General features: G+C 71.3%; 24 protein-coding genes. 14 read left to right on the forward strand and 10 right to left on the reverse strand.

The genetic code is table 11. The features are described from left to right. Positions 1-73 precede the first annotated feature (73 nt). From ACFXGA_RS17765 to ACFXGA_RS17780, 4 genes are all read right to left on the reverse strand, one after another. Positions 74-2,134: an IPT/TIG domain-containing protein gene (locus ACFXGA_RS17765; RefSeq protein ID WP_378089089.1), complete on the reverse strand. Its 2,061-nt coding sequence runs from the start codon at positions 2,132-2,134 to the stop codon at positions 74-76. Positions 2,135-2,798: 664 nt separating this feature from the next. Next, on the reverse strand, positions 2,799-3,896 hold the full coding sequence (locus ACFXGA_RS17770; RefSeq protein WP_378089091.1) for a calcium:proton antiporter: 1,098 nt from the start codon (positions 3,894-3,896) through the stop codon (positions 2,799-2,801). 220 nt (positions 3,897-4,116) lie between these two features. After that, a complete protein-coding gene (locus ACFXGA_RS17775) occupies positions 4,117-5,352 on the reverse strand; it encodes an acyl-CoA dehydrogenase family protein (RefSeq protein ID WP_378089093.1) in 1,236 nt (411 codons plus the stop codon). A 277-nt stretch (positions 5,353-5,629) separates the two neighbouring features. Next, a complete protein-coding gene (locus ACFXGA_RS17780; RefSeq protein ID WP_378089095.1) occupies positions 5,630-6,340 on the reverse strand; it encodes an SDR family NAD(P)-dependent oxidoreductase in 711 nt (236 codons plus the stop codon). 459 nt (positions 6,341-6,799) lie between these two features. Between ACFXGA_RS17780 and ACFXGA_RS17785 the strand changes: the two genes are divergently transcribed. Both ACFXGA_RS17785 and ACFXGA_RS17790 read left to right on the forward strand, forming a co-directional pair. Further along, a complete protein-coding gene (locus ACFXGA_RS17785; RefSeq protein ID WP_378089097.1) occupies positions 6,800-7,168 on the forward strand; it encodes a hypothetical protein in 369 nt (122 codons plus the stop codon). Positions 7,169-7,527: 359 nt separating this feature from the next. After that, positions 7,528-7,854 carry an ATP-binding protein gene (locus tag ACFXGA_RS17790; RefSeq protein WP_378089099.1) on the forward strand — a complete coding sequence of 109 codons (327 nt, stop codon included), beginning with the start codon at positions 7,528-7,530 and terminating at the stop codon, positions 7,852-7,854. Positions 7,855-7,932: 78 nt separating this feature from the next. On the opposite strand, the gene ACFXGA_RS17795 is transcribed toward ACFXGA_RS17790, so the two are convergent. Continuing rightward, on the reverse strand, positions 7,933-8,802 hold the full coding sequence (locus ACFXGA_RS17795; protein ID WP_378089101.1) for a LysR family transcriptional regulator: 870 nt from the start codon (positions 8,800-8,802) through the stop codon (positions 7,933-7,935). A 77-nt stretch (positions 8,803-8,879) separates the two neighbouring features. Between ACFXGA_RS17795 and ACFXGA_RS17800 the strand changes: the two genes are divergently transcribed. Together ACFXGA_RS17800 and ACFXGA_RS17805 are read left to right on the forward strand one after the other, a co-directional pair. After that, positions 8,880-9,575 (forward strand): hypothetical protein, encoded by a 696-nt coding sequence (locus ACFXGA_RS17800; RefSeq protein ID WP_378089103.1) that lies wholly within the window; start codon positions 8,880-8,882, stop codon positions 9,573-9,575. Between the two features lie 14 nt (positions 9,576-9,589). After that, positions 9,590-10,549 (forward strand): DMT family transporter, encoded by a 960-nt coding sequence (locus tag ACFXGA_RS17805; RefSeq protein ID WP_378089104.1) that lies wholly within the window; start codon positions 9,590-9,592, stop codon positions 10,547-10,549. Here the strand turns inward: ACFXGA_RS17805 and ACFXGA_RS17810 are convergent. The 5 genes from ACFXGA_RS17810 to ACFXGA_RS17830 form a co-directional block, all read right to left on the reverse strand. Further along, positions 10,527-11,591, reverse strand: a complete 1,065-nt coding sequence (locus ACFXGA_RS17810; RefSeq protein WP_378089106.1) for a pyridoxal phosphate-dependent aminotransferase — start codon at positions 11,589-11,591, stop codon at positions 10,527-10,529. The two genes, ACFXGA_RS17805 and ACFXGA_RS17810, sit on opposite strands and share 23 nt — an antisense overlap. Beyond that, positions 11,588-12,412, reverse strand: a complete 825-nt coding sequence (gene dapF / locus ACFXGA_RS17815) for a diaminopimelate epimerase (RefSeq protein WP_378089108.1) — start codon at positions 12,410-12,412, stop codon at positions 11,588-11,590. Before dapF ends, ACFXGA_RS17810 begins: the two co-directional genes overlap by 4 nt. 6 nt (positions 12,413-12,418) lie before the next feature. After that, positions 12,419-13,111: a 2OG-Fe dioxygenase family protein gene (locus tag ACFXGA_RS17820; RefSeq protein ID WP_378089110.1), complete on the reverse strand. Its 693-nt coding sequence runs from the start codon at positions 13,109-13,111 to the stop codon at positions 12,419-12,421. 62 nt (positions 13,112-13,173) lie between these two features. Beyond that, complete coding sequence (locus ACFXGA_RS17825) at positions 13,174-14,202, reverse strand: iron-containing redox enzyme family protein (protein WP_378089112.1); 1,029 nt, start codon at positions 14,200-14,202, stop codon at positions 13,174-13,176. A 383-nt stretch (positions 14,203-14,585) separates the two neighbouring features. Then, positions 14,586-15,071, reverse strand: a complete 486-nt coding sequence (locus ACFXGA_RS17830; protein ID WP_378089114.1) for a ricin-type beta-trefoil lectin domain protein — start codon at positions 15,069-15,071, stop codon at positions 14,586-14,588. A 537-nt stretch (positions 15,072-15,608) separates the two neighbouring features. Between ACFXGA_RS17830 and ACFXGA_RS17835 the strand changes: the two genes are divergently transcribed. The 10 genes from ACFXGA_RS17835 (at position 15,609) to ACFXGA_RS17880 (ending at position 25,182) form a co-directional block, all read left to right on the forward strand. Further along, positions 15,609-16,085 (forward strand): GyrI-like domain-containing protein, encoded by a 477-nt coding sequence (locus tag ACFXGA_RS17835; protein WP_378089115.1) that lies wholly within the window; start codon positions 15,609-15,611, stop codon positions 16,083-16,085. Between the two features lie 101 nt (positions 16,086-16,186). Then, positions 16,187-16,993, forward strand: coding sequence for a TrmH family RNA methyltransferase (locus tag ACFXGA_RS17840; protein ID WP_378089117.1), 807 nt, complete (start codon positions 16,187-16,189; stop codon positions 16,991-16,993). Between the two features lie 9 nt (positions 16,994-17,002). Further along, a complete protein-coding gene (locus tag ACFXGA_RS17845; RefSeq protein ID WP_378089119.1) occupies positions 17,003-17,731 on the forward strand; it encodes an rRNA methyltransferase in 729 nt (242 codons plus the stop codon). Positions 17,732-18,346: 615 nt separating this feature from the next. After that, positions 18,347-19,258, forward strand: coding sequence for a LysR family transcriptional regulator (locus ACFXGA_RS17850; protein WP_378089121.1), 912 nt, complete (start codon positions 18,347-18,349; stop codon positions 19,256-19,258). A gap of 232 nt (positions 19,259-19,490) precedes the next feature. Next, positions 19,491-20,639 carry a dimethylsulfone monooxygenase SfnG gene (gene sfnG / locus ACFXGA_RS17855; RefSeq protein ID WP_378089123.1) on the forward strand — a complete coding sequence of 383 codons (1,149 nt, stop codon included), beginning with the start codon at positions 19,491-19,493 and terminating at the stop codon, positions 20,637-20,639. Next, complete coding sequence (locus ACFXGA_RS17860) at positions 20,636-21,862, forward strand: acyl-CoA dehydrogenase family protein (RefSeq protein WP_378089125.1); 1,227 nt, start codon at positions 20,636-20,638, stop codon at positions 21,860-21,862. The genes sfnG and ACFXGA_RS17860 overlap by 4 nt, the downstream gene beginning before the upstream one ends. Before the next feature lie 44 nt (positions 21,863-21,906). After that, positions 21,907-23,139 (forward strand): SfnB family sulfur acquisition oxidoreductase, encoded by a 1,233-nt coding sequence (locus ACFXGA_RS17865; RefSeq protein WP_378089126.1) that lies wholly within the window; start codon positions 21,907-21,909, stop codon positions 23,137-23,139. Between the two features lie 13 nt (positions 23,140-23,152). Beyond that, positions 23,153-23,305 (forward strand): hypothetical protein, encoded by a 153-nt coding sequence (locus tag ACFXGA_RS17870; protein WP_378089128.1) that lies wholly within the window; start codon positions 23,153-23,155, stop codon positions 23,303-23,305. 14 nt (positions 23,306-23,319) lie between these two features. Continuing rightward, positions 23,320-24,468, forward strand: coding sequence for an LLM class flavin-dependent oxidoreductase (locus ACFXGA_RS17875; protein WP_378089130.1), 1,149 nt, complete (start codon positions 23,320-23,322; stop codon positions 24,466-24,468). A gap of 150 nt (positions 24,469-24,618) precedes the next feature. Next, positions 24,619-25,182, forward strand: a complete 564-nt coding sequence (locus ACFXGA_RS17880) for a dihydrofolate reductase family protein (RefSeq protein WP_378089132.1) — start codon at positions 24,619-24,621, stop codon at positions 25,180-25,182. The last annotated feature ends 181 nt before the right edge of the window (positions 25,183-25,363 follow it).

Below are 25,363 nucleotides of genomic sequence, written 5' to 3' on the forward strand. Positions count from 1 at the left end.
CGCCGGGCGCGGGGGGGGGGGGGGGGGCCGGGGGGGGCCCCCCCCCCGCCTCGACCCGATCGTCCGTCCTGCGTCAGCAGAGGATGGTGGTGTCGCCCGCGTCGGCGGTGCAGCTGTTGAAGCCGAGGCCGCCGTTCGCGGTGTCGCCGCCGACGCCGTCCTGGACGTTGATGGTGTCGTTGCCGAGGTCGCCGCTCATGGTGTCGGTGCCGTCGTGGTCGTAGAGGGTGTCGTTGCCGTTCTGGCCGTGGAGGTCGTCGTTGCCGGGACCGCCGTAGATGGTGTCGTTGCCGTTGTCGAACAGGTGCAGCAGCGCGGTGAGCAGGGTCTCACCGTAGGTGGAGTCGTCGCCGGCCTGGCCGTACAGGGTGTCGGGGCCGTTGCCGCCGCTGATCACGTCGTCGCCCGCGCCGGCGTAGACGGTGTCCGTGCCGTTGCCGCCGTTGATGGTGTCGTTGCCGCCGAGGCCGCAGATCACGTCGTCACCGGTGGTGCCGGTGAGCGTGTCGTTGCCGCTGGTGCCGGTGATCGTGCAGCCCAGCGCGTTGTCGACGGTGGTGGGCTCGGCGTCGGTGTTGTTGCCCGGCGCGGGGTCGGATTCGGTGGCGGACACCGTGGAGGTGGCGGTGACCGTCCCGGTCGCGGACGGGGTGAGCGTGATGGTCACCGTGGCGGAGCCGGAGGCCGCGACCGCGCCCAGGGAGCAGGTCACGGTGGGGGCGCTGATCGTGCACGAGCCCTGGGAGGACGTGGCGGAGTCGATCGTCACCGCCGAGCCGGACAGGGTGGTGGAGACCGACACCCCGGTCGCGGCCGAGGGTCCGGCGTTCACGGCGGTCACCGTGTAGCTGTACGGGTCACCGCCCAGGGACACCGGGTCGGCCGAGTCGGCCACGGAGACCGACAGGTCCGCCGCCAGGACGTAGGTGTACCGGTCGGCGGCGCTGGTGGCGCTGGTGCCGGTCGGGGTGGTGACGGTGACGTCGACCGTGCCGCCGGCGTGGGCCGGGGCAGTCGCGGTGATGGTGGTGTCGTTGACGACGGTGAACGAGGTCGCCGGCGTCGCGCCGAACGCGACCCCGGTGGCCGCGGCCAGGCCGCTGCCGGTGATCGTGACGGACGTGCCGCCGGAGGGCGGCCCCGAGGCCGGGCTGACCGCGGTGACCTCCGGCTGAACCACGTCGGTGGTGACCACGCCGAAGGGGCCGGACCCGACCGCGAAGGTCGTGGTCACGGTGTTGGTGGCGGTGTCGATCTCCGACGTGGACGAGGAGCCGTTGTTGGGGACGAACACCGACGCGCCGTCCTGGGTGACGGTCAGCCTGCTCGGGCTGGTCCCGACCGCGACGGTGGCGGTCACGGTGTTCGTGCTGGTGTCGATCACCGAGACCGAGGCGGAACCGATGTTGGCGACGTAGACGCGGCTGCCGTCGGGGGTGATGGCCGCGCCACCGGGGATGGAGCCGACCGCGATGGAGCCGGTCACGGTGTTGGTCGCGGTGTCGATCACGGCCACGGTGCCGTTGCCGTACCGGGTGACGTAGGCGGTGGAGTCGTCGGGCGTGAGGACCACGTCCTGGGGTTGGAACAGCCCGACGTTGATCGTGGCGGTGACCGTGGCCGTGGCGATGTCGAGCACGGAGACGGTGCCGGAACTGTCGTTGGTCACGTAGGCCGTGGCGCCGTCGGAGGTGATGGCGATCGAGGTGGGTCCGGTGCCGACCGCGACGGTGGCGGTCACGGTGTCGGTGGCCGTGTCGACCACCGACACCGAGGCGGAACCGTTGTTCGCGGCCAGGAGCAGGCTGCCGTCGGGCGTGACCGCGAGCCCGTAGGGGGTCGACCCCACCGTGATCGTCGACACGACCGAGGCGGTGGCGGTGTCGATCACCACCACCCCGCCCGTGTACCTGGACACGTAGACGCGTGCGCCGTCCGGTGAGGCGGCGAGCTCGAGGGGGGACGATCCGACCACGATCGACCCGACCACGGAATTGGTCACGGTGTCGTACGCCGTCACCGTGTTGCTGCCGCTGTTGGCCACGTACGCGAACGGGTGGGTGACCGCTGCCGAGGCGGGCAGCGCGCCCGCCACGAGCAGGCCCACCGACACCAGGGACGCACTGGCGGCCAAGGCCACTCCGCGTCGCCAACCGGATCTGCGGCGTAATTCGTGCGAGAGTACGGCGTTCATTTCGTGGATCTACCTTTTCCCAAGGTCCGCAACAGCCCCGACCTCCTGCGCGGCGCGACAGGATGTGCGGACACGACCGCGAACCGGATATCCGATGCCCGAGCGCGCGTCACCCCGGGATGATTCGTGAACGCGCAGGACGAGCTGGACCCGGCACCTCTCCGGGAACACAGTCGAACATTTCCGATCGACCCCGTGGAGGATTCTTCGCACAGCGGCCGACGGGCCGATCGACAACTGTGTCGGAATACATCCTCGGTACCGCCGCGACGAGCGTCAAGCAGAACGGACGAAGCAGATGGGTGGCCCGAACGGGCGAATGAGTGACAGTTCTGCGCAAAAATCGGAACCGACACAGCGCCTGAGTAGAGCGCTCGCGGGCGGCCGGACGCGGGGGTGCGGCGGTCGGCGCGCGCAGCCGCTCGTCGCGGTGGATGTGCTGCTGGGCGGAGTGGTGCCGGGGTTCGGCGGGCGGCTCGCGGCGCGGAGGGCGGGGTGGTGCCCCGTGCCCTCGGCGCCGGCGGGGATCTCGCTCGGCGTCGTGTGACCCCGTTTCGAGGGGCCACCGCCGGCCGCTGCTCCTACCGGTCTCCCCGGCCCAACCTCACGGGTTGACCGCGAGGAACAGGAACGCGGCCAGGAGCACCAGGTGCACGCCGCCCTGCAGCCGGGTGGCACGTCCGGGCACGACGGTCAGCACGCTCACCACGACGGTGAGCACCAGCAGCACCGTCTGCGTCGACCCCAGGCCGAGCACCAGCGGACCGTCCAGCCAGATGGTGGCGAGCGCGATCGTGGGGATGGTGAGGCCGATGCTCGCCATCGCGGAGCCGTAGCCGAGGTTGAGGCTGGTCTGGACGCGTTCCCGCAGCGCGGCCCGCGCGGCGGCGATGGTCTCCGGCAGCAGCACCAGCAGCGCGATCACGACGCCGACGAACGACGGCGGGAACCCGGCGGCCCGCACGCCCGCCTCGATCGCCGGCGACTCGACCTTCGCGAGGCCCACCACGGCCACCAGCGCGACGAGGAGCAGCGCGAGGCTCGCCAGCGCCGCGCGACCGCTCGGCACCGGGGCGTGCGCTTCGGACTCGACCACGCCGTCGTCGGTGACCGGGAGGAAGAAGTCGCGGTGCCGGATGGTCTGGGTGAACACGAACAGCCCGTACAGGGCGAGCGACGCGAGCGCGGCGAACGCGAGCTGCGGGGGTGAGAACTCCGGCCCCGGCTGGCTCGTGGTGAACGTCGGCAGCACGAGGCTCAGCGTCGCGAGCGTGGCCACGGTGGCGAGCGCGGCGCCGCTGCCCTCGGGGTTGAACAGCGTCACGCCGTAGCGCAGAGCGCCGAGCAGCAGCGAGATCCCGACGATGCCGTTGGTCGTGATCATGACCGCCGCGAACACGGTGTCACGGGCCAGCGACGCGGCCTCGGGCCCGCCGGACACCATCAGCGTGACGATGAGCGCCACCTCGATCACGGTCACCGCGACCGCGAGCACCAGCGAGCCGAACGGCTCCCCCACGCGCAGCGCCACGACCTCCGCGTGGTGCACCGCGGCGAGCACCGTGGAGGCGAGGACCACGGCGACGAGCGCGACCACGAGGTCGCCGGGCTCCCGCCCCCAGGTCGCGGCGAGCACCACGATGCCGAGCAACGGCGCGATCGTCGTCCAGGACAGCAGCGGCGAGCGAGCGGTGACGGCCATGATCTCCACTTTCGCACACCGAGCGTGGTTGTCGCCTTCGGTGGAGACGCGTTTCACGGCCGGACGTGCCTCACTCCCCAGTGGATTCGGTTCGACGCCCACTCACCGTCGGCCCGCACCACACTCGCCGCCGCGCGGCACACGAAGTGCCCAGTCGGGCACCGAGTCCTGACCAACGCGTCCCCCGTGCTGTCCTGAGTGGACGTCGAGCCGGGCGCCTTCACGCCATGCCCGACGCGGCGAGCGGGTCGTAGCCCGGGGCGCGGAACAGTGCCTGCAGCTGCCTGCGGCGCACGCCGACGTTGCTCCCCTCGATGATCGGGTAGGACAAGGCGTCCATCAGGTGGCGGATGACGGGGTGGTGGCCGTCGTAGGCGGTGACGCCGATGATCTTGACGAGGTCGTTGACGACCTGGACCCCGGTCTCGGAGCCGAAGATCTTGCTGTGCAGGGCGAGTTCGGGTCCGCTAGGGTGCAGGGACACCACGGCGTCGAGCGCGCGCCAGGCGAGCAGCCGGACGGCTTCGATCCGGCCCTTGGCGTCGGCGAGGACGTCGGACACGGCCTGGTACTCGATGATCGGCACCGGCCCGCCGCGCTTCTCGGTGAGCGCGAAGCGGTAGGCGATGTCGAACGCCTGCCGCATCGCCGCGGTGGCGAAGACGCCGATCGACGCGCCGCTGGCGAAGAACGCGTCACGGGTCAGGGACGCGCCCTGGCCTTCCGCGCCGAGGAGGTTGCCGCGCGGGACGCGCACGTCGACGAGCCGGACGCGGGTGGTGAGGCAGCCTTTCAGGCCGGGGAGGTCGTAGTACTCCTCGACCTCGATGTGGCCGGCCAGGTGTTCGCGTTCGGCGACCACGAGGGAGATGCCGCCGGGGGTCCGGCAGACGATCGTCATGACGTCCGGGCCGTCGCCGTCCCAGCCGCAGAGGTGGGACGCCCAGGCCTTGCGGCCGTTGACCACCCACTCGTCACCATCGGCGACCGCGGTGGTGCGCACCCCCTGGCCGGGGCCCTCGGCGTCGAAGTTCGCGCTGCCTTCGGGCTCGCTGAAGGCCATGGCCGCCAGCGGCGCGCCCGAGTCGGCCAGGAAGGGGTGCACGAAGCGCTCGACCTGGTCCGGGGTGCCCACCTGGTAGACGGGTGCCAGTGCGATGAGCGGCCCGGCCAGGGAGATGACGAAGTCCGGCATCTCGACCGCCCACTCTTCGAGGAAGAGGGCGGCGTCGACGCCGTTGGAGGCACTGCCGCCGAACGGCACCGGGATCAGTCCCTTGAGGAAGCCCGCCGCGACCGCGTCCTCGAACACCGGCCGCACCAGCTGCGCCCGCGCCCTGGGATCGGGTTCCGCGCGCGTCGCCGACGCCAGGTCCCGCAGTCGTTCCCTCGCGAAGCCGCGGGCCGTCGCCTTGAGCTGTTCCTGCTCCGGGGTGAGGAGGAAGGAAACGGTCATCGGTGTGACCCCTTCGCCGATCGAGTGCCGCCGAGATCATCAGGACCGGCACGACGCGAGACGGTCCGGGAACGCGCCGAGGATAGGCGGGATGTCGACCCGGCGCCCGACAGCGACGCACGTCCCCCCGGACCCACATCCCGGCCGCTGCCGACCCGACGGGAAGTGGGTGCCCGATCACTCACCAGGCCCGGCGTCCGCCGATTCACCCGCTATCGGGTGAACGCCGCACGGGTGGGGCACGCCCTGCGCCGCGCACCGCCCTTCCGCGCCCGTGTCAGTGCCCCGCGCTCTGCCCGCCGTCGACGTGCAGGATCTCGCCCGTGACGAATCCGGCCCGTTCGAGGTAGGTGACGGCATCGACGACCTCGTCGACATCGCCCATGCGGCCGACCGGGTGCAGCGCGGCGAACGCCTCGTGCGTCCCCGGCGGGTGCATCGGGGTGCGGATGATGCCGAGACCGAGGGCGTTCACGCGGATGCCCCTAGAGGCGTACTCGATCGCGAGCGACCTGGTCACGGCGTTGAGGCCGCCCTTGGTCAGCGAGGCGAGCGCGGACGGCACGGTGGACAGCGCGTGGTCCACCAGCGTGGTCGACACGGTGACGACGTGGCCGCCGTCGCCCTGCGCGACCATCGCCGCCACCGCGGCGCGGGAGGTCTCGAAGAAGCCGCGCAGGTTCGTGCCCGTGGCGACGTCGAAGTCGGCGTCGGTGTACTCGGTGAACGGCTTGGCGATGAAGACGCCCGCGTTGTTCACCAGCGTGTCGACCCTGCCGAACCGGGCCAGCGCCCGCTCCACGACCCGCGCCCCCTCACCCGGCCGCGCCAGGTCGGCACGCACGTCGAGCACTTCGGGGTCGTCCGACGTGCCGATCGACCGCGACACGGCCACGACCGCGTAACCGAGCTTGCGGTACGCCGGCACGAGAGCCGCGCCGATCCCCTGGGACGCACCCGTGACGACAGCCACCTTCTGCGTCTTCATTTCGCCCCACCCGCTTCCGGGAGAGAACCGGACCCACGGCACGATCGTGCGCGCACCCGTCCCTCGCGCCACGACTCGTTCACTCCCTGGCGGGACGTTCAGCCCCCGCTTCGGTCTAGCGCGGCTCCGACACACACCTCGAACAATTGATCCACATGCCGCACCCAGGACCGTCGTGCAGCGGGCTTCCGCCCCGGTGAGCCTGTCGGCATCGGCGATGTCGTCCACCGCTGGGCATCCGTCGACAGACGGCCGCACCGTCGTCCCGATCGGGATCGACCGGGGCGCTGCCGGTGGGGTTCCACGGTAGAGCCGACCGAGCTTCCGGTGGGGGACGCCGGAACAGGTGAACTTGGCGGTCCGCAGGTTCGGGCCGGGAACTGCCACAACACCGTCCGGACGGTCCGACCGAACGGCAAGTCGGGCAAGCCGGTACCCGTCACCTCAAGGAGTCCACTCATGCGTCGTGCACTCGCCCGCGTCGCGGCCCTCGTCGGCGTCGCGTGCCTCGCCACTTCCCTCGTTTCCCCGGCCGCCCACGCGGCCAACGGGACGTTCGAATGGGGCCTGGGCGGCCCGTGCAATCTGGAGCAACACTTCTGCTTCTGGTTCTTCGACGTCACAACCCTCACCGACCCGCCCGCCGGCTGCTACGAGATCCCGGAGAACAAGAGCGACAAGCTGTACCGGTACATGCGGAACCGCCTGGACACGAGTGTGCGGATCCACCGCGGCGCCAACTGCCAGGGAGCGGCCAGCGACTCGATCGCCGCCGGGGCGAACCGGATCGGACCGGACGACAAGTTCTACGTGTACATCCCGAAGTAGAGGTGCCGGTGGGGCGTCCCGTCCAGTTCAAGGACGGGCGCTTGGCAGGGTTTTCCCCGGGCGTCGCACTCTCCGGGGCTGCGGAGACGTGAACGGCGAAGCAGGTCGCGGCGGCGGTCGAACCGGGGCATGGAGACCGGGGCGAAGTGAGTCCGCCGATGTCGTGAACCGGGTCGAGAACGGCACGGTCCACGGACCGCTGATCATGGGGTTGGATGTGCAGGGTTGATGCTGCCCCGGCCGCAGGCGCAGGAGGGGAGCCGGCCAATGACCGGCGCCAGCGGGGTTGGAGGGGTCTCGAACCAGGTCACGGGCGGTGTGTTCTTCGGTGCGGTGATCCAGGGCCGCGACATCAGGTGGTGCTGCCGGCTGAGGTTCGCCCGGCGCTGACCGGGCTTCCCGCGGCATCGAAGGTGTTCACTGGCCGCGACCACCGGCTGGAAGCGCTGGGGCAGGCGTTACGGCCCGACCACCCCGGCCGAGTCCGATTGGTGGCTGCGGCGGTGTCGGGAATGGCCGGCATCGGCAAGACCGAACTGGTGCTGCACACCGCCCACCGGGCGCTGCGGGACGGATGGTTTCCCGGCGGGGCGCTGTTCATCGGCATGTTCGGTTACGACCCGAGCGGCGACTCTCGGCGTCGACGCGCCGGCCGGGTGGTTGTCGGCGATCGGGATCCCCGGTGAACACATTCCCGGTGATGAGCAGGAGCGGTCCAGGCCCGCACTCGCCAGGCCGCCGCAGTGACCGCGGTCGCGGGTCGCTCAGCCCGTCAGCGCCGCCACCAGCGTGCCGACGACGCCGTCCTCCTCGCGCCGGTGCAGCACTTCCGACCGGTAGACGAGGTCCACCTCCGTCACCGGGACCCCCACCAGGTCCGGCGGCACCGCCTCGGCAGGCAGGAGCGCCAGTCCCTCGCCGGCGGCCAGCAGGCGGCGGGTGGTGTCGAGGTCCGCGCCCAGGCACCGGGCCGCCGTGCGCAGCGGCGGCAGGCCGGTGGTGGCGCACAGCTCGTCCAGCCCGCCCAGGGCGTCCGGCGCGTCGATCCACCGCGCGTCGGCCAGCTCGAACAGCGACACACCGGCCCGTCCCGCGATCGGGTGATCCCGCGGCACGGCCACCAGCGCCGGCGACTCCGCCAGAGGCGTGGCGCGCAGCGAACTGATGGCCGGCAGCCGCAGCGGCTCGGCGCGCACGGCCAGCGCAGCGACCACGCCCACGTCGAGGTCGCCGACCGCGACCGCCTCGACGACGGCGCCGGGCGGCAGCACGCGCAGGGTCAGCTCGCGCACTCCCGCCGCGCGCGCGTGCCGGGCCACGGCGGGCGCCGCGGCGGACGCCGCGGGCGCGATGCCGACACCCAGCCGCGAGGTGGGCTGCGCGGCCACGCGGGCCACGTCGGCACGCGCGGCGTCCAGGCGCATCAGGATCGGGGTCGCGTGCTCCAGCAGCCGCTCGCCCGCCTCCGTGAGCACGACCGGGCGGCGGCCGAGCAGTGCGGTGCCCAGGTCCGATTCCAGGGTCACGACCTGCTGTGAAACCGCGGACTGCGTGTAACCCAGCTCCCGGGCCGCGTCGGAGAACGACCGCAGCCTCGCGATCGTGCAGAACGTGCGCAACAGCCGGGTGTCCACGGTCGATAAGCGTAGCTGATGCGGACATGCCCAATGATCGGTTGACCTGCACTCGCCCCCGTGCCGATGATGGCCCCGTGGAGCGGATCGCGCGGGTGGCGCTGGTGGGCGAGCGCTCCGCCGCCATACGCGCGCACGGCCGTTACGCGTCCTTGTTCGACGCCCTGTGGCGGCGCACCGGGATCGCCGTCGACGCCTACTGGACCCCGACCACCGACGTGTCCGGCCTGGCCGCCTTCGACGGTGTGTGGCTGGTACCCGGCAGCCCTTACGAGAGCGAGGACGGCGCGCTGGCCGCCGTGCGCACGGCCCGGGAGGGCGACCTGCCGTTCCTGGCGACCTGTGGTGGCTTCTCACACACCCTCCTCGAGTACGCCCGGTCCGTGTGCGGGCTGGCCGACGCCGCCCACGCGGAGAACGCGCCGGAGGCCCGCGTTCCCCTGATCGTGCCCTCCGCCAAGCCGCTGGCGGGCCACGAGCGCCGCATCCGGCTGCGGCCCGGGTCGCTGGCCGAGCGGGTGCTCGGCGCGGGCGCCACCACCGAGCGCCACCACAGCGGCCACGAACTGGACCCGTCCTACGCGCCGCTGTTGGAGGAGGGCGGGCTGCGGCTCACCGGACATGACGACGACGGGGTCGCCCGCGTCGCAGAGCTGCCCGGGCACCGCTTCTTCCTCGCGACCGCGTTCCAACCCGAACTGTCCGCCGACTCGACCGCACCGCACCCGATCGTGACCGCGTTCGCCGAAGCGGCCGCCATGGTGGCCACCTGACCACGAGGACGTTGATGACGACCGAGCCGAGCGCGCAGACCCCGAAGTGGGTGCCGTACTTCCTGGCCTGCTCGCTGATCTGGGGGTCGGGGTTCGCCCTGATCAAGATCGGCGTGGACGCGGGCATCGCGCCCGCCTGGGTGGCGTTCTGGCGCTGCTCCTTCGGTGCGGCCGTGCTGTGGCTGCTGGTGCTAGGCCGTCGGCTCGCCGTGCCGCGCAGCGCGAAGGTCTGGGGGCACGCACTGGTCGTGGGCACGGTGCTGAACGCGCTGCCCTTCGCCCTGTTCGCCCTCGGCGAGCAGCACATCAGCTCGCTGCAAGCGGGCGTGTGGAACGCGATGATCCCACTGTTGACCCTGGTCTGGGTGCTGATCATGCTGCCGTCGGAGAAGCCGACCCCGCGCAGGCTGGCGGGCCTGGCCACCGGGTTCACCGGCGCGCTGGTGGTGCTCGGCGTGTGGGACGGCGTGGAGGCGCCGATGCTCGCAGGCAGCGTCGCCTGCCTGCTCGCGGTCGCCTCCTACGGGCTCGGCTACACCTACACCCGCAAGTTCCTGTCCGATGTGGACTCGCCTGCGCTGACGCTGACCGCGATCCAGATCGGCCTGGCCGCGCTGGAACTGGCCGTCGTGGCACCGTTCTCCACCGGCTCGCCGGGCCTGCCGACCTGGCCGGGTTGGGGTCCGATGGCCGCGATGCTCGTGCTGGGCGCGGTCGGCACCGGCATCGCCTACATGTGGAACCTGACGGTGATCCGCGCGGTCGGGTCGACCGTGGCGTCCACGGTGGCGTTCCTGACGCCGATGTGGGCGGCGCTGATCGGCGTGCTGTTCCTCAGCGAGGCGCTGCACTGGAACACCGTCCTCGGCGCGCTGCTGATCATCAGCGGCGTGGTGCTGACCCGGCCGCCCAAGCCGAAACCCGCGGCCGAGGCAGCCGCCCCGGCCGCGGTCAGGGCCGAAGCAGCGGAGTGATCCGGCGCAGGCCCTCGGCGACGGTGGCCGGGTCGCGGGCGAAGCCGAGGCGGACGCCGCGGTCGCTCCCCAGGGTCTCGCCCGGCATCAGCAGCACCCCGACGTCGAGGGCGCGCCGGCACAGCGCGAGCGACGGCTCGCCGGAGGTCGGCGCCGCCCAGGCGAACGGCGTGCCCTCCGGCCGGACCACCCGGATCAGGTCCGCGTGCCGGTCCGCCCACTCGGCCACCACCTCCAGGCCCGGTGCCACGGCGGCGTCGTAGGCCGCGGCGAACTCCTCGTGCCGGTCCAGCACCCCGGCCGCCAGCTCCTCGCACAGCACGGAGTTCGCGATGGAGGTGTAGTGCTTGTGCCGGGCGCACCCGGCCACCACGTCGGCCGGGCCGTGCAGCCACCCGATCCGCAGCCCGGGCAGCCCGTACACCTTGGCCAGACCGGACACCGACACCACGCGCGGGTGCCGGCCCGCGGGCGAGCCGGCCAGGTCCAGCCGGTACTCCTCGTCCAGCACGAGGTAGCCGTCGGTGGCCGCCACCAGGTCGGCCAGGGCGGTGACCTGCGCGTCGGTCGCCCGCCTCCCACCCGGGTTGCCCGGCGAGTCCAGGTAGACCAGCCGCAGGTCCGGCCCGGCCGCAGCGCGCACCGCGTCGAGGTCGACGGCCATGTCGTCGGTGCGGGCCACGGTCTGCACCCGGCAGCCGAGGTGCACGGGCACGTCCACCGACGGCAGCCAGCCCGGCAGGAACGTCAGTACCCGGTCGCCCGGTCGGAGCAGGGTGGTGAACAGCAGGTACAGCGCCTCGGCGGCACCGTGGGTGACCAGCACGCGGTCCGGGTCGGCGCCCTCGCCGTACCGTGCCGCGACGGCCTCGCGCAGCCGCGACGTCCCGACGTCCGAGCCGTAGCCGAGGGCCAGGCCGGCGGGCACGGCGAGGTCGGCGAGGTCGCGCACCGGGACGTAGCTGTTGCCCAGGTCGATCTCGTAGCGGCCGGGCGTGTCCTCGAACGCCCACTGCCGCATCGGGTACCGTGCCGCGGTCACCCGACCTCCTCCAACCTGCGCCGCAGCGCCGGCGACACGTCACCCGCGCATACCTGCTCGACCTCGCCGCACAGCCGCACCGTGCCGTCGTCGCCGATCACGACCTCCACCACGCCGCCCGCCATCTCCACCCGCACCCGGCCGCCGGTCAGCCCGCGGGTGTGCGCGGCGGACGCCGCGGCGCAGGCGCTCGCGCCGGAGGCGGGCGTGTAGCCGGCACCGCGCTCGTAGACCTCGATCCGCAGCACGTCCGGCGCGGCCACCGCCGTGAACTGGACGTTGGTCCGGCCGGGGAAGCGCTCGTGCCCGGCCACGGCCTCGCCGAGGGTGTGGGCCAGCGTGGCGTCCACCCGGTCGAGGAACAGCACGGCGTGCGGGTTGCCGTTGTCCACGACGCTGATGTCGAACCGCTCGCCCGCCACGGTCAGCTCGTCCGGCTCCTCGACCACCGCCGGGCCGAGCGCGACCTCGACCAGCCCCGCCGCCTCGTCCCGCACATCCACGATGGACTCGCCGGCGGGGGTGGCCACGACGAACCGGGCCACGCCGGTGTGCCGCCGCGCCAAGTGCAGGCCGACCATGCGGACACCGTTGGCGCTGCGGGCGCACAGGCTGCCGTCCGCGTTCAGCGTGTGCAGCACGATGGGCCGGTCCGCGTGGACCGGCCCGTGCGGCAGGCGCAGCACCCCGTCCGCCCCGACGCCGAGCCGGCGGTCGCACAGCAGCCGCGCGGCGGCGGGCGTGACCGGCAGGTCGGTCTCGGCGGTGTCGATGAGCAGGTAGTCGTTGCCCAACGCCTGGTACTTGACGAAATCGGCCACGGGCGGCTACATCGCGTCCGCGGTCAGGGCCGCCTTGTCGTGGTCGTCGCCGTACCACTTCTCCTTCCACCGCGAGAACGCCACGATGACGATGTCCCGGTGGCCGGGGCCGCCGTCGGCGGAGGTGACGTCGGTGACGTCGTGCTGCAGCGCCCGGTCGTCCAGCAGGACGGCCTGGCCCGCCTCCAGCGTGCCGTCCCAGAACGGGGCGTCCGCGCCGGGGCGCCACAGCCGGGTCTTGCCGCCGCCGACGTTGTTGCGCCGCAGGATGGCGATCATGACGAACTCGTGGCCGTCGTGGTGCACGCCCTCGGGCGTCAGCGGCCCGACCCGGTCGCCCTCGGCGCGGGTGCGGTTCTGGTGCACGTTGATCTGCCAGTCCTCGCTCTTGTCGAGGTCGAAGCCCTCCATGCCCGCGCGGATCAGCGGGGTGAAGTCGACCTCGATCGGCAGGTACTTGCGCTTGATCCCGCCGGCGACGGGGTTGAACTTGGTGAACGTGGTGTAGTCGCGGTGCTCCAACAGCTCGAACTGCCAGCCCGCCGCCTCGTCGTGGTGGAGCCGGTACTGGCTGAACCGCTTGAACCGGGTGCCGTTGCCCATGTACTCGTCTACGGGGCACCGGTCGTAGCTGTCCAGGATTTCCTGGGAAACCTCGGGCAGGTCCACGATCGCGAACCGCTGGTCGTTCAAGGGCATGTCAGGTCCTTCCGTGCTCGACGACGGGGTGGCCGTCCACCGGGGGCGGCGATGTGTCGGGATCAGACGTCCGCGGTGATCAGCTCGGAGACCTCGGCCAACCGCTCGTCGAGGTAGCGGGCCGAGGAGTTCAGCCGCCAGAGGGTGCCGCGCGCGATGCCGCGCCGCATGTAGGCCGAGTCGGCCGACGGGAGCACGATGTTGTGGAACCACCCCGCCGCGTGCTGCGAGTCGACGGTGATGTGCAGGCGGTGGTAGACGATGCCGACCTCGGGCAGCCCGAGCCGTTCCCACGCCCCGACGACCTGTACGAACCGGTCGGGCACCAGCCACTCGGTCATGCCCAGGAAACCGACCGCCTCCGGGTAGAACCGGCGGTAGCGGCACAGCAGGACGGCGAGGTTGCCCGACAGCAGGGCGGTCGCGGTGAGCGAGTCCTCCAGCTCCTGCGGGCTGATGTCGAAGACCTCGTAGAGCTGGTTGAACAGGGTCGTGTGGACCTCGGCGGGCTTGCCGTTGCCCATCTCGTCCCAGAAGTTGTTGGCGATCTCCATCTTCGCCGGGCCCGCCGTGCCGACCTGCATCAGCGCGAGCAGGTCGTCGAACCGCCCGTCCACCACGGATTCCTGGATGACGTACTTGCGCAGGTGCTCCGCCGTGGCGTGGTGGCGGATGAAGTCCATGTAGTAGGGGTGCTTGAACACCCGGTGCCCGCGTGCGCTCCGCTTGAGCCAGGACAGGTACTCCGCGGGCGCGGTGGGCGCCGCGTCGACGACCGCCCAGTCGACCGCGGCGTCCTCTGCGGCGATGGTCGCGCGTTCCAGCGCGGTGAGGACGCCGTTGATCACCAGCGAGCCCTCCGCGGTCGGCTCGTCGGGGATCTTCATGACCAAGTCGTAGATCCGCGCCAGCAGCAGCTGTTGACTGCGGAACGCTCCCTGATCACCGGCCGCGGCGGCCGCGTTCAGCGCTTCGACCTCGTCCGCGACCCGGATGACGTCCTGCCCGACGACCTTGGCATCCAGTTCTTCTGCGGGCAGCCGAAGCCACGATGAGATTTCCTCGACGAGCGCACCCCGATCACGCACCACCGGCTCCACCTTGCCCAGGTTCAGGTTGAGTCGGTCGACGACATGTCCGACTCGATCGACGCGGATTGGGCCGCTCCCCCGGGCCCATTTGATCGATTGGGACCTGCGACCGTGACAATGGTCGCCCAGGACTCGAGACATCGAACATCCGCCATTCGGACGCAACGTTCGGTCAGGTTGCGCGCCGGTTATTGCTCCGGCAGTGTCCACTTGCCTCTTTTAGGCTCTTGACCTGCGGCGTTGCGGGCCGGGGATCGGGCAGGTTCCGCCGGAAGCCGGCATCCCCCTACTACAGGCGGATGCAGTCTGCGCTCCTGCACGCTGGCGCAGTGGTCATGCGGAGGCGTCCGACACGACCCTCGGGAACAATATAGCCCGGTAGCTCACGGCGTATACCACAGCCATTTCTGGAAGGTGGTTCCGTTGCAGTTCTGCAGGCGGATTCCATTGGATACGCTCCCGTCGAGGCACATCGTCCGGTCGTAACGATCGAGCACCAATTCGCCCTCCGAAGTGGCCAACCATCTCTGGAAGGTGGTGTCGTCACAGTTTCGCAGACGGATTCCGTTGGAAGTGCTTCCGTCGAGGCACATCGGCACGTCGTAACGGTTGAGGCGTAGTTGGCCCGGAACCGGCGTGTACCACTGCTGGAAGGTGGTTCCGTCACACGGACGCAGACGCACGCCGTTCGAGGTGCTCGCATCGAGGCAGTACTGCCCAAGGGCATAGTGCGCGTTAGTCAGCGAGGGAGCTGCCGCCGTGGCGGGCGACGCGGACATGCCCGCCGGAGCGCCCGCAGTAGATGTGAAAGCGGTCCCGGCAAGCGTCACCACGATGACGGCGAGAACTCTGACGATTTTCTTCCTCATCTTCACCCTCCGGTATAGATGGCCGAGCAAGACCTTGACCGCACGGTCGCCCGAACTCCACACACCGCCACGCCTGCGAGACAGTCGGCCCTATCGATATCTTCTACACCCCTTTGGCACATGGATGCCGATTCCTGTATAGCAGATGGGGCTCGACAAGGCGAGCGCCTATAGAGGAATTGGCCCATTCAGTCGGCCGGCGAGTTTCGATCCGAGATGGAATTTCACGGAAATCCTGTACGTGGTCGACAACGACACCAAGCGGCAGGCGCTGCCGGCGGACATCCCGGCCCGCGGTCCACAAGCGCTTCGCCGCCTGGGAGGAGGTCGGCGCGTCGGAGCGGCCGCTCGACCGCGTCCGCCTGGCGGAGGGGCGGGTGGCGGTGCTGGGGGCGACAAGATCGGGCACGGATTGTCGGGTGCGGAAGTCCGAGGCTGCACAGGATGGAACCCGAGGGGACGGCCCCGCTCAGGTATGGCGATGGATGCCCACTCCCAGGGACGCGCCAGTGCGCCTTGTGCTCGAAAGGAAGCATTGTGGACGCTCGCATCACCGACCGACCGGCGTTCCGGCTCGTCGGCCACGCAGCTCGCGTTCCGCTCGTCCACCGGGGGCGGGATTCGGACATCGAAGCGCACATCGCGGCGCTGCCGGCAGAGGAGCACGGGCGACTCAGGGCACTCGGGGACACCGAGCCGGCAGGTCTGCTCCAGGTCAGTGCGGATGTTGACCCCGACCATGCGGAAGGCAGCCGGTTCACGTTCCTGTTCGGCGTCGCCCGTGGAATGTCGTCGCCGGTGCCCGGTGGACTCGACGTGATCGAGGTGGCGGCAGGCTCGTGGGCTGTTTTCCGCACGACCGCGTCGTATCAGTCCGCGTGGATGACCATCGTCAGCGAGTGGTTCCCTTCAAACACCTGGCGCCTGCGTCCGGGGCCGTCGATCCTCACCGACCGCGGAAATGAGCACGGTGCCGCGACCGCCGAAGTCTGGATACCCGTTGAGCGCGCGTAGAGACGTGGTTCGGGACGGCCGCGCCTTCCTCACCCATATGGGGACGACAGCAGTAAGGCGGCACGGCGATGACACGATCAATGCATAAGGGAATCGGAACCATGCCGCGGATCTCACGTCCGAACGCCCGCTTCCAACAGTGGGAAGCGTTGCTCCGCAATCGGAACAGGCGGCAGCGAGCCGGTGAATTCCTGGTCCAGGGAGTGCGTCCCATCAGTCTCGCGGTCGAGCGGGGTTGGCCGATCCGCACCGTGCTCTACGACGCGGAACGGTCGCTGTCGCAGTGGGGTGCCCGGGTGCTCGAACGATCAGGGGGCGAAGGCGTGGCGATCGCACCCGAGTTGCTGCGCCAGTTGAGCGACAAAGACCAGCCCGAGTTGGTGGCCGTGGTCGGGATGCCGGACGATCGACTGTCCCGCATCTCCGTGGGGTCGTCGTTCCTGGGGATGGTGTTCGACCGTCCATCCCTTCCCGGGAACATCGGCACCATCGTCCGGTCGCTGGACGCGTTCGGCGGTTCGGGACTGATCGTCACCGGGCACGGCGCCGACCCGTACGACCCCAAGTCCGTCCGTTCTTCCACCGGATCGCTGTTCGCGGTACCGATCGTCCGATTGCCGTCACACCAGCCCGTTCTTTCCTGGGTGAGAGAGCAGCGCGCGCATGGCGTATCGCTGACCGTGATCGGGACCGACGAGAACGGAGCGGACGACATCGCCGACCTCGACCTGACGGGCCCGATCCTGCTCGTGACCGGCAATGAGACCACCGGGCTGAGCACCGGATGGCGGGAGGCTTGCGATGTCATGGCGCGGATTCCCATCGGCGGCGCTGCCAGTTCGTTGAACGCCGCAAGTGCCGCCACGGTCGCCCTCTACGAGGCCGCCCGTCAGCGCGGCCGATCATAGGGAGCACGAATGGCCTATCGTTACGCCCTCACCCGCGAAAGCCACGCCGACCTCTCGGGCGGTGTGCTGCACTCCGCCCCGGGATTTCCCACTTTCCCCGTTCGACTGGCGAGCGAGATGTTCCAGCGCGCCCTGGAATTCACACCGGGTTCGTCGGCACAGGTGTGGGACCCGTGCTGCGGCAGCGGCCACCTCCTCACCGCACTTGCGCTCCTGCATCGCCTCGACATCACCGGCGTCCTCGGCACCGACCTCGATCCCGAGGCAGTGACGTTGGCCCGGAAGAACCTGGATCTGCTGAGCGAACACGGGATGGATGCGCGCGCCGACGAACTGCGTGCACGGGCCGAACGACTGGGCAAACCCGCATACCTCGATGCCGCAGCAGCGGCTCGGCGACTCGCGCGTGGACTCGCACAACGCGGCGGAGCCCTGCCCTGCGGTGTGGCGCAGGCAGACGTCTTCAACCCCGATCAGCTGCGTCACGCTCTGGGCGGACAGCGCCCGAATCTCGTCATCACCGACGTCCCGTACGGCGAACAGACAACTTGGGGCGGACCGAATGGGGCGGCGGGGATCGACGGCATGCTGAGGGCGCTCGAGGAAGTGCTCGACGACGGCACCGTGATCGCGGTCGCGTCTCGGGGTCGCAAGCCACGCCTGGCCGAGGCGCATCGGCGCCTCGCGTCGTTCAGGATCGGCACCAGAGTCGTGGTCTTCTGCCGTGTCGCACACTAACGCTTCGATCGGCCGCGCGAACTCCTCGACCCCGTGGCGTGTCACGCGGCCTGGGCCGGGTAGTGGGCCAGGTGCGAGACTGTACAACGAGATCGCTCGACAGAGCCGATCGGTTGCCTGCATGGCGGCGGAGCGGACGTGCGGCACCGGGAGGTTGTCCGTCCACATCGGACCGCGCCGACGCCGGGGGCACGGCGGGCGTCTTCCGGACCGCCCCGATCGCCGGCGCCGAGGCGGCGCGGCTGTTCGTCGCCGAGGGCGCGTTCCGGCGGCTCCGAGGGTGCGCCGGGGGACCGGTCGACCTCACCCTTGACCGCCCGCGTCGGCGTCCCGGACGTCGGCAGGCGGTTCGACGGCCGCCCGGAACCGCGGGAGCACCGCCTCGAAGTCCTGACCGGCTCCCACACCACGCCGGTCACCGCGAAGTCGAGCCGCCGGGGAACCGCGAGTCGCGGATCGCGGACGGGAGCCCCGTGCCCGCAGGCACTTCCACCGGCGAAGGCGTCCGTCACGAGGTCGGTCACCCGATCGGTGAAGGTGACCAGATGATGGGCGCCGTTGACATCGGTCCGGCCGCCCGGTCCGATGGGTCGGGCGCTTCGGGAGGGTGGCGACGTGCGGATCGAGCAGCTCGAGTACATCCAGGCGGTCACCCGGCTCGGCTCGCTGCGCCGGGTCGCGGAGGAGCTGCACCTGTCGCAGCCCGCGTTGAGCGAGGCGGTGCGCAACCTGGAGCGCGAGCTGGGCGTCAACATCCTGAACCGCACGCGGTCCGGTGCGCGGATCAGCGACGAGGGCCGCGAGCTGCTGCCCTACATCGCCGGGGTGCTCGATGCCGTGGACCAGCTCCGCCGGGCCGCCGACGAGCAGCACCACAGCAACCGGGTGCTGCGCGTGGGTACGGTCAACGCGGCCACCGTCGGGCTGGTGATCCCCACCATCCGGGAGTTCCGCGAGACCCACCCGGCGACCCGCGTCGAGGTGGTGGACGCGCGTGAGGCCGAGATCCACCGGTCACTGCTGGAAGGCAGCTTGGACATCGGGCTGGTGAACTACCTGCGCGGCGACGACCCACCGCCGGACTTCGACACGACCGAGCTGCTGCGCGGGCAGCCGGTGGTGTGCCTGCGGGCGGACAGCCCGCTGGCCGCCCGGCCCGCGATCGAGGTGTCCGACCTCGTGCGCCAGCCGCTGATCGCGATGCGGTCCGGGTACGTCATGCACCGGTACCTGCACCGGCTGCTCGACGGGCGCACCCCGTCGTTCTCCTGCTCCACCGACGGCGCCGAGATGGGCAAGCTGATGGTGGCGGAGGGGTTGGGCGTCACCGTGCTGCCCGACTTCAGCGTCGTCGGCGACCCGCTCGAACGCGCCGGGACCATCACCTGGCGACCTCTGGCGTCCCGTCAGGTGGACGTCCTGTTGGTCGCGCAGCGCCGCCGGGCGGGCTCGACCACGCGGCCGGCGCGCGAGCTGCACCAGCTGTTCGTCAAGCGCGCCATGGAATTCGGGGAGCGCGCGGCGTGAGCGCGCGGCAGCCTCGGCGGTGGAAGGGAAACCCTATCGCCCCCTCGGCGATGGCGAATGGACCGATCACGGCGAGCGTGCCTAGACTTTTTCCCATGTCGACCGATCGCTGGGACCTCACCCGGCGGCGGCATGTGGATTTCGTGCGAATCGCCGGCCAGGGTTGTCCGCGCTGATCAGCGTCGATCCAGCCGTCCCCTTTTCGTCTTCCCCTTTCATGGGAGTCTTCGCCGTGTCCACAGAAAGCCGCACGGAAATCAGTCACGAGCCGCTGAAGTTCGCCTACTGGGTGCCGAACGTGAGCGGCGGCCTCGTGACGAGCACGATCGAGCAGCGCACCGACTGGACCTACGACTACAACCGCAGGCTCGCCGTCCTCGCCGAGGACAACGGGTTCGAGTACGCCCTGTCCCAGGTGCGGTACATGGCCAGCTACGGCGCCGCGTACCAGCAGGAGTCCACCAGTTTCAGCCTCGCCTTGCTGCTGGCCACCCAGCGGCTCAAGGTGATCGCCGCCGTCCACCCCGGGCTGTGGCACCCCGCCGTGCTGGCGAAGCTGATCGCGACCGCCGACCACCTCTCCGACGGCCGTGCCGCGGTCAACGTGGTGAGCGGGTGGTTCAAGGGCGAGTTCACCGCGCTGGGCGAGCCCTGGTTGGAGCACGACGAGCGGTACCGCCGGTCCGAGGAGTTCATCCGGGTGCTGCGCGCGAGCTGGACCGAGGACGACGCGCAGTTCGCGGGCGACTTCTACCGGCTGCGCGGGTACGACCTCAAGCCGAAGCCGCCGACCGCGCCGGGCCGGCCGCACCCGGAGATCTTCCAGGGCGGCAACTCCACGGCGGCCCGTGCCATGGCGGGCCGGGTCTCGGACTGGTACTTCAGCAACGGCAAGGACTTCGACGGCATCAGCGAGCAGATCGCCGAGGTGAACCACACCGCGTCGGCCCACGGGCGGACCGTCCGGTTCGGCCTCAACGCGTTCCTCATCGCCCGCGACACCGAGGCGGAGGCGCGCGACACGCTCCGCGAGATCGTGGCGAAGGCCGACGTCGAGGCTGTGCACGGTTTCCGGGACGCGGTCCGGCAGGCGGGCGGCTCCGCGCCGGACCGGAAGGGCATGTGGGCGGACTCGGGCTTCGAGGACCTCGTGCAGTACAACGACGGGTTCCGCAGCAGGCTCATCGGCACCCCCGAGCAGACCGCGCACCGGATCGTCGAGTACAAGCGGCGCGGGGTGGACCTGCTGCTGCTCGGTTTCCTGCACTACCTGGAAGAGGTCGAGTACTTCGGCCGCCGCGTGCTGCCCATCGTCCGCGAGCTGGAGGCCGACCTGGCCACCGGCGCCGGCGCCCCGGAACCCGTGGGAGTGACCCGATGACCACCACCGAGAACACCACCGACTGGGCCGGGAAGCCCGCGCCCGCGAACTCCGCCGACTGGGTGGCGCGGGCGGCCGAGGTCGCCGCGATCCTGGCCTCCGACGCCGTCGAGCGCGACCGCGCGGGCAAGACCCCGCACGCCGAGGTCCGACTGCTCAAGGACTCCGGGCTGGTGACGCTGCTGGGCCCGGCCGAGCACGGCGGCGGCGGGCAGAACTGGACCACCGCCTACCGGGTGATCCGCGAGATCGCGAGCGGCGACGGCTCGATCGGCCAGCTCATCGGCTACCACTACCTGTGGGCGTGGGCGGCGCGGCTGGTCGGCACGCCGGAGCAGATCGCGGCCGTGGAGGAGCAGGCGACCCGCGAGCGCTGGTTCTACGGCGGCGCGGTCAACCCGAGGGACGACGACCTCGTCATCACCGACGACGGCGACGAGCTGGTGTTCAACGGCCGCAAGTCGTTCTCCACCGGCGGCAAGGTCTCCGACGTCACGGTGCTGGAGGGCGTGCTGGCCGGGACGGACAAGCACATCTTCGCGATCGTCCCGTCCGCGCAGGAGGGGATCGCCTTCAACGACGACTGGGACAACCTCGGCCAGCGGCTCACCGAGAGCGGCAGCGTCGAGATCCGCGACGTGCGGGTGCCGTGGGCGCAGGCCGCGGGGTACGTCGACAAGGAGTTCCGGCCCAGGACCTACAACACGCTCAACGTGCCGCTGATCCAGTTGGTGTTCACCAACTTCTACCTCGGCATCGCCCGCGGCGCGCTGCACACGGCGACCGCGTACACCCGCGACCGCACGCGGCCGTGGCCCTACGGCGGCGACAACAAGGAGTCCGCGACCGAGGAGTTCTACATCCTCGACACCTACGGCGACCTCCACGCCAAGCTGTGGGCCGCGGAAGCCCTCGCGGAACGGGCCGCCGAGGCGATCGAGCGGATCAACGCGCACGCCGACGCGGTGACCCCGGAGGAACGCGGCCACGCGGCCGTGCTCGTCGCGGCGGCCAAGCAACGGGCCGTCGACACCGGCCTGGAGATCGGCACGAAGGTGTTCGAGGTGACCGGGGCCAGGGCGAGCGCGAACTCCGTCGGCCTGGACATCTTCTGGCGCAACATCCGCACGCACAGCCTGCACGACCCGGTGGCGTACAAGCGGGTGGAGGTCGGGCGGTACGCGCTGCTCGGCGAGGTGCCCGAGCCCAGCTGGTACACCTGACCGACCGCCGGGCCTCGGCCCTCGTCACCACACCGGAGGACGCCATGACCGGACTGGTCGGACCACCGCGCGCGGTCGCGGTGATCCGTGACGGGGCCGAGGCGCTGGCGGCGGCCGACCGGCTGGCCGCCCGGTTCGCCGAACGCGCGGCCGAGCGCGACGCCCACCGGCTGCTGCCCACCGGGGAGTTGGCCGAGCTGTCGGCGAGTGGCCTGCTCGGCATCACCGTGCCGCGGGCGCACGGCGGCGCGGACGTCGGCACGGCCGTCGTCGCGGAGGTGTTCCGGCGGCTCGCGACCGCCGACCCGAACATCGCCCAGATCCCGCAGAGCCACATCGCGTACGTGAACGTGCTGCGGCACCAGGGCACGCCGGAGCAGCGGCGGTTCTTCTTCGCCGAGGTGCTCGCGGGCAGGCGGTTCGGCAACGCGCAGTCCGAGGCGGGCACCGGCCACGTCCAGGAGCACCGGACGCGGCTGCTGCCCCATCCCGACGGCGGGTTCGTGCTCGACGGGCTCAAGCACTACTCGACGGGGGCGTTGTTCGCCCACTGGATCCCGGTGCTCGCCCGGGACGCGGAGGACCGGGTGGTGGTCGCCTACGTGCCGGCCGACGCACCGGGGCTGACCGTGGTGGACGACTGGGACGGTATGGGGCAGCGCACCACGGCGAGCGGTTCGGTGCGCCTGGACGGCGTGCGGGTGCCCGCCGAGCGAGTCGTGCCGCACCACCTGACGTTCACCGGCCCGCAGCTCTACGGCGCGCAGGCGCAGGTCCTGCACGCCGCCATCGACGTGGGCATCGCGCGTGACGCGTTGACCGATGCGGTGGCGTTCGTCCGGACCAAGAGCAGGCCGTGGTTCGAGGCCGGTGTCGAGCGGGCCGAGGAGGACCCGCTGACCGTGCAGCGGTTCGGCGAGCTGGAGATCTCGGTGCGCGCGGCGGAGGCGCTGCTCGCCGAGGCCGGCCGGGCGGTCGACGACGCGGCCGCGCGGCTCGCCGAGGGCGGACCCGAGGCGTCGCCGGACGAGCACGCGGCCTCGGCGTCCATCGCCGTCGCCACCGCGAAGGCGTTCGCCGATCGGACGGCCGTCGACGTGACGAGCGCGCTGTTCGAGGTGTCGGGCACCCGCTCCGCGTTGGACCGGCTCAACCTGCACCGCCACTGGCGCAACGCCCGCACCCACACGTTGCACGACCCGGTGCGCTGGAAGGTCCAGCACATCGGCCGCTACGCGTTGACCGGGGCGCCGCCGCCCCGGCACGGCCTGATCTGACCGGAGGCCCGACTTGTCCTCGACCGGCTGGTTCGTGCTGGACCGGCACATCGACGCGCCGGACGGCGACGTGCGGCCGCACCCCGACACCGCAGGCCCGTTCCACCCGGTGGTGGACGCGTTCTCCGCCGCCGTGCGCGCTCGTTCGCTCGTGCCCACACCGTGACCCGGAAGGCCGTCATGACCCTGACGTTCCACTGGTTCCTGCCGACGTACGGGGACAGCCGCTACCTCGTCGGCGGTGGCCACGGCACCGACATCACCGCGGCGGGCGGCGACCGGCCGGCCACCATCTCCTACCTCGCCGGGATCGCCCGCGCCGCCGAGCAGCTGGGCTTCGTAGGCGCGCTCACCCCCACCGGCGCGTGGTGCGAGGACGCCTGGCTCACCACCGCGATGGTGGCGCGCGAGTCGGAACGCCTCAAGTTCCTGGTGGCCTTCCGGCCCGGCCTGGTCTCCCCCACGCTGGCGGCGCAGATGGCGGCCACGTTCCAGCGGCACTCCGGGGGCAGGCTGCTGCTCAACGTGGTGACCGGCGGCGAGGACCACGAGCAGCGCGCGTACGGCGACCACCTCGGCAAGGACGAGCGCTACGAGCGCACCGACGAGTTCCTGGCGGTGACCCGCGCGTTGTGGCGCGGCGAACGCGTCACCCTGGACGGCAAGCACGTCCACGTGGTCGACGCGGCCTTGTCGCGGGTGCCGGACCCGGTGCCGGACATCTACTTCGGCGGGTCCTCCCCCGCCGCCGTCCGGGTCGCCGCCCGCCAGGTCGACGTGTACCTGACCTGGGGCGAGCCGCCGGCACAGGTGGCGGAGAAGATCGCCTGGGTGCGGGCCGAGGCGCCGACGGCCGGCCGCGCGCCCCGGTTCGGCATCCGGCTGCACGTGATCAGCCGCGACACCTCCGGGCAGGCGTGGGCGGAGGCCGACCGGCTGCTGGCCGCGCTGGACCCCCGGGTCATCGCCTCCGTGCAGGACGGCCTGGCGCGCAGCGGGTCGGTCGGCCAGCGGCGGATGCGCGAACTGCACGGCGGGCGCACCGACCGGTTGGAGGTGTCGCCCAACCTGTGGGCGGGCGTCGGCCTGGTCCGAGGCGGTGCGGGCACCGCCCTGGTGGGCAGCCATGTCGAGGTGGCCGAGCGGATCGAGGAGTACCACGCGCTGGGCATCGACGAGTTCGTGCTGTCCGGCCACCCGCACCTGGAGGAGGTCTACTGGTTCGGCGAGGGCGTGCTGCCACTGCTGCGGGCCAAGGGCTTGTGGAGCCACCCGGCCCCACCGCCGCAGACGGCGCCGGCCGGCATCCCGTTCGCACCCACCCGGTGACTCCGGGCCGGCCCTTCGCGGGCTCGTCCGGCGAACATCGCGTGCACAGGGTGCGCGAGCACTTCCCGCGGACGCAGTTCGAGCACAGATCAGGTTTCCGCGCCGCGCCCGTCTGTACGTGTGAGTTCCGACCCACGAGAGGCTGGCACGATGCGGAAATTGATCTTCGGCATGAACGTGACCCTGGACGGCTACGTCGCCGCGACCGGCGACGACATCAACTGGAGCAGGCCGAGCGACGAACTGTTCCAGTGGTGGCTCGACCGGGAGCGGACGAGGGACATGTCGCTGTACGGGCGCAGGCTGTGGGAGACCATGAGCGCCTCCTGGCCGACCGGCGACCGGCAGCCCGACGCCACCCCGGCGCAGATCGCGTTCGCGCGGAACTGGCGGGACACGCCGAAGGTGGTCTTCTCCGCGACGCTCGACGAGGTCGACTGGAACACCCGCCTGGTCACCGGCGACGCGGTCGCCGAGATCACCCGGCTCAAGGCCGAGGACGGCGGCCCCATGCGCATCGGCGGCGCGACGCTCGCCGGGGCGGCCATGCGGGCCGGGCTGATCGACGAGTACGAGATCGTCACCCATCCGGTCCTGGTGGGCGGGGGCACGCCGTTCTTCACCGCGCTGGACAGCCGGGTGAACCTGACCCTGGTGGAGACGCGGACGTTCCCCGGCGGCGTGGTGCTGACCCGATACGAGACGAGGCGATGAGCACGAGCCAGGCGCTCGACTCGTGAGGGCGGGTCGACATCCGTCCTGACGTGCTCGCCGTGCCCCCGCCGGATGAGCACGACGGCGTCGCCGATCGTGACGGATGCTCCGGGACGTGGAGGCGGGGGGGCGGGGGCCCCGCCGGCGCGGCGCGGGGGGGGCGGGGGGGTGTGTGGGTGTG

Source organism: Actinosynnema sp. NPDC059335 (assembly GCF_042752395.1).
Lineage (GTDB): Bacteria > Actinomycetota > Actinomycetes > Mycobacteriales > Pseudonocardiaceae > Actinosynnema.

Excerpts from the sequence above, each read along its gene's own strand:
- ACFXGA_RS17775 (WP_378089093.1), bottom strand. The coding sequence starts at position 5,352 with ATGACCGTTTCCTTCCTCCTCACCCCGGAGCAGGAACAGCTCAAGGCG.
- ACFXGA_RS17820 (WP_378089110.1), bottom strand. The coding sequence starts at position 13,111 with ATGCCCTTGAACGACCAGCGGTTCGCGATCGTGGACCTGCCCGAGGTT.
- ACFXGA_RS17875 (WP_378089130.1), top strand. The coding sequence starts at position 23,320 with ATGACCCTGACGTTCCACTGGTTCCTGCCGACGTACGGGGACAGCCGC.
- ACFXGA_RS17860 (WP_378089125.1), top strand. The coding sequence starts at position 20,636 with ATGACCACCACCGAGAACACCACCGACTGGGCCGGGAAGCCCGCGCCC.
- ACFXGA_RS17785 (WP_378089097.1), top strand. The coding sequence starts at position 6,800 with ATGCGTCGTGCACTCGCCCGCGTCGCGGCCCTCGTCGGCGTCGCGTGC.
- ACFXGA_RS17845 (WP_378089119.1), top strand. The coding sequence starts at position 17,003 with ATGGCCTATCGTTACGCCCTCACCCGCGAAAGCCACGCCGACCTCTCG.
- ACFXGA_RS17780 (WP_378089095.1), bottom strand. The coding sequence starts at position 6,340 with ATGAAGACGCAGAAGGTGGCTGTCGTCACGGGTGCGTCCCAGGGGATC.
- ACFXGA_RS17770 (WP_378089091.1), bottom strand. The coding sequence starts at position 3,896 with ATGGCCGTCACCGCTCGCTCGCCGCTGCTGTCCTGGACGACGATCGCG.
- ACFXGA_RS17840 (WP_378089117.1), top strand. The coding sequence starts at position 16,187 with ATGCCGCGGATCTCACGTCCGAACGCCCGCTTCCAACAGTGGGAAGCG.
- ACFXGA_RS17805 (WP_378089104.1), top strand. The coding sequence starts at position 9,590 with ATGACGACCGAGCCGAGCGCGCAGACCCCGAAGTGGGTGCCGTACTTC.
- ACFXGA_RS17880 (WP_378089132.1), top strand. The coding sequence starts at position 24,619 with ATGCGGAAATTGATCTTCGGCATGAACGTGACCCTGGACGGCTACGTC.
- ACFXGA_RS17865 (WP_378089126.1), top strand. The coding sequence starts at position 21,907 with ATGACCGGACTGGTCGGACCACCGCGCGCGGTCGCGGTGATCCGTGAC.
- ACFXGA_RS17830 (WP_378089114.1), bottom strand. The coding sequence starts at position 15,071 with ATGAGGAAGAAAATCGTCAGAGTTCTCGCCGTCATCGTGGTGACGCTT.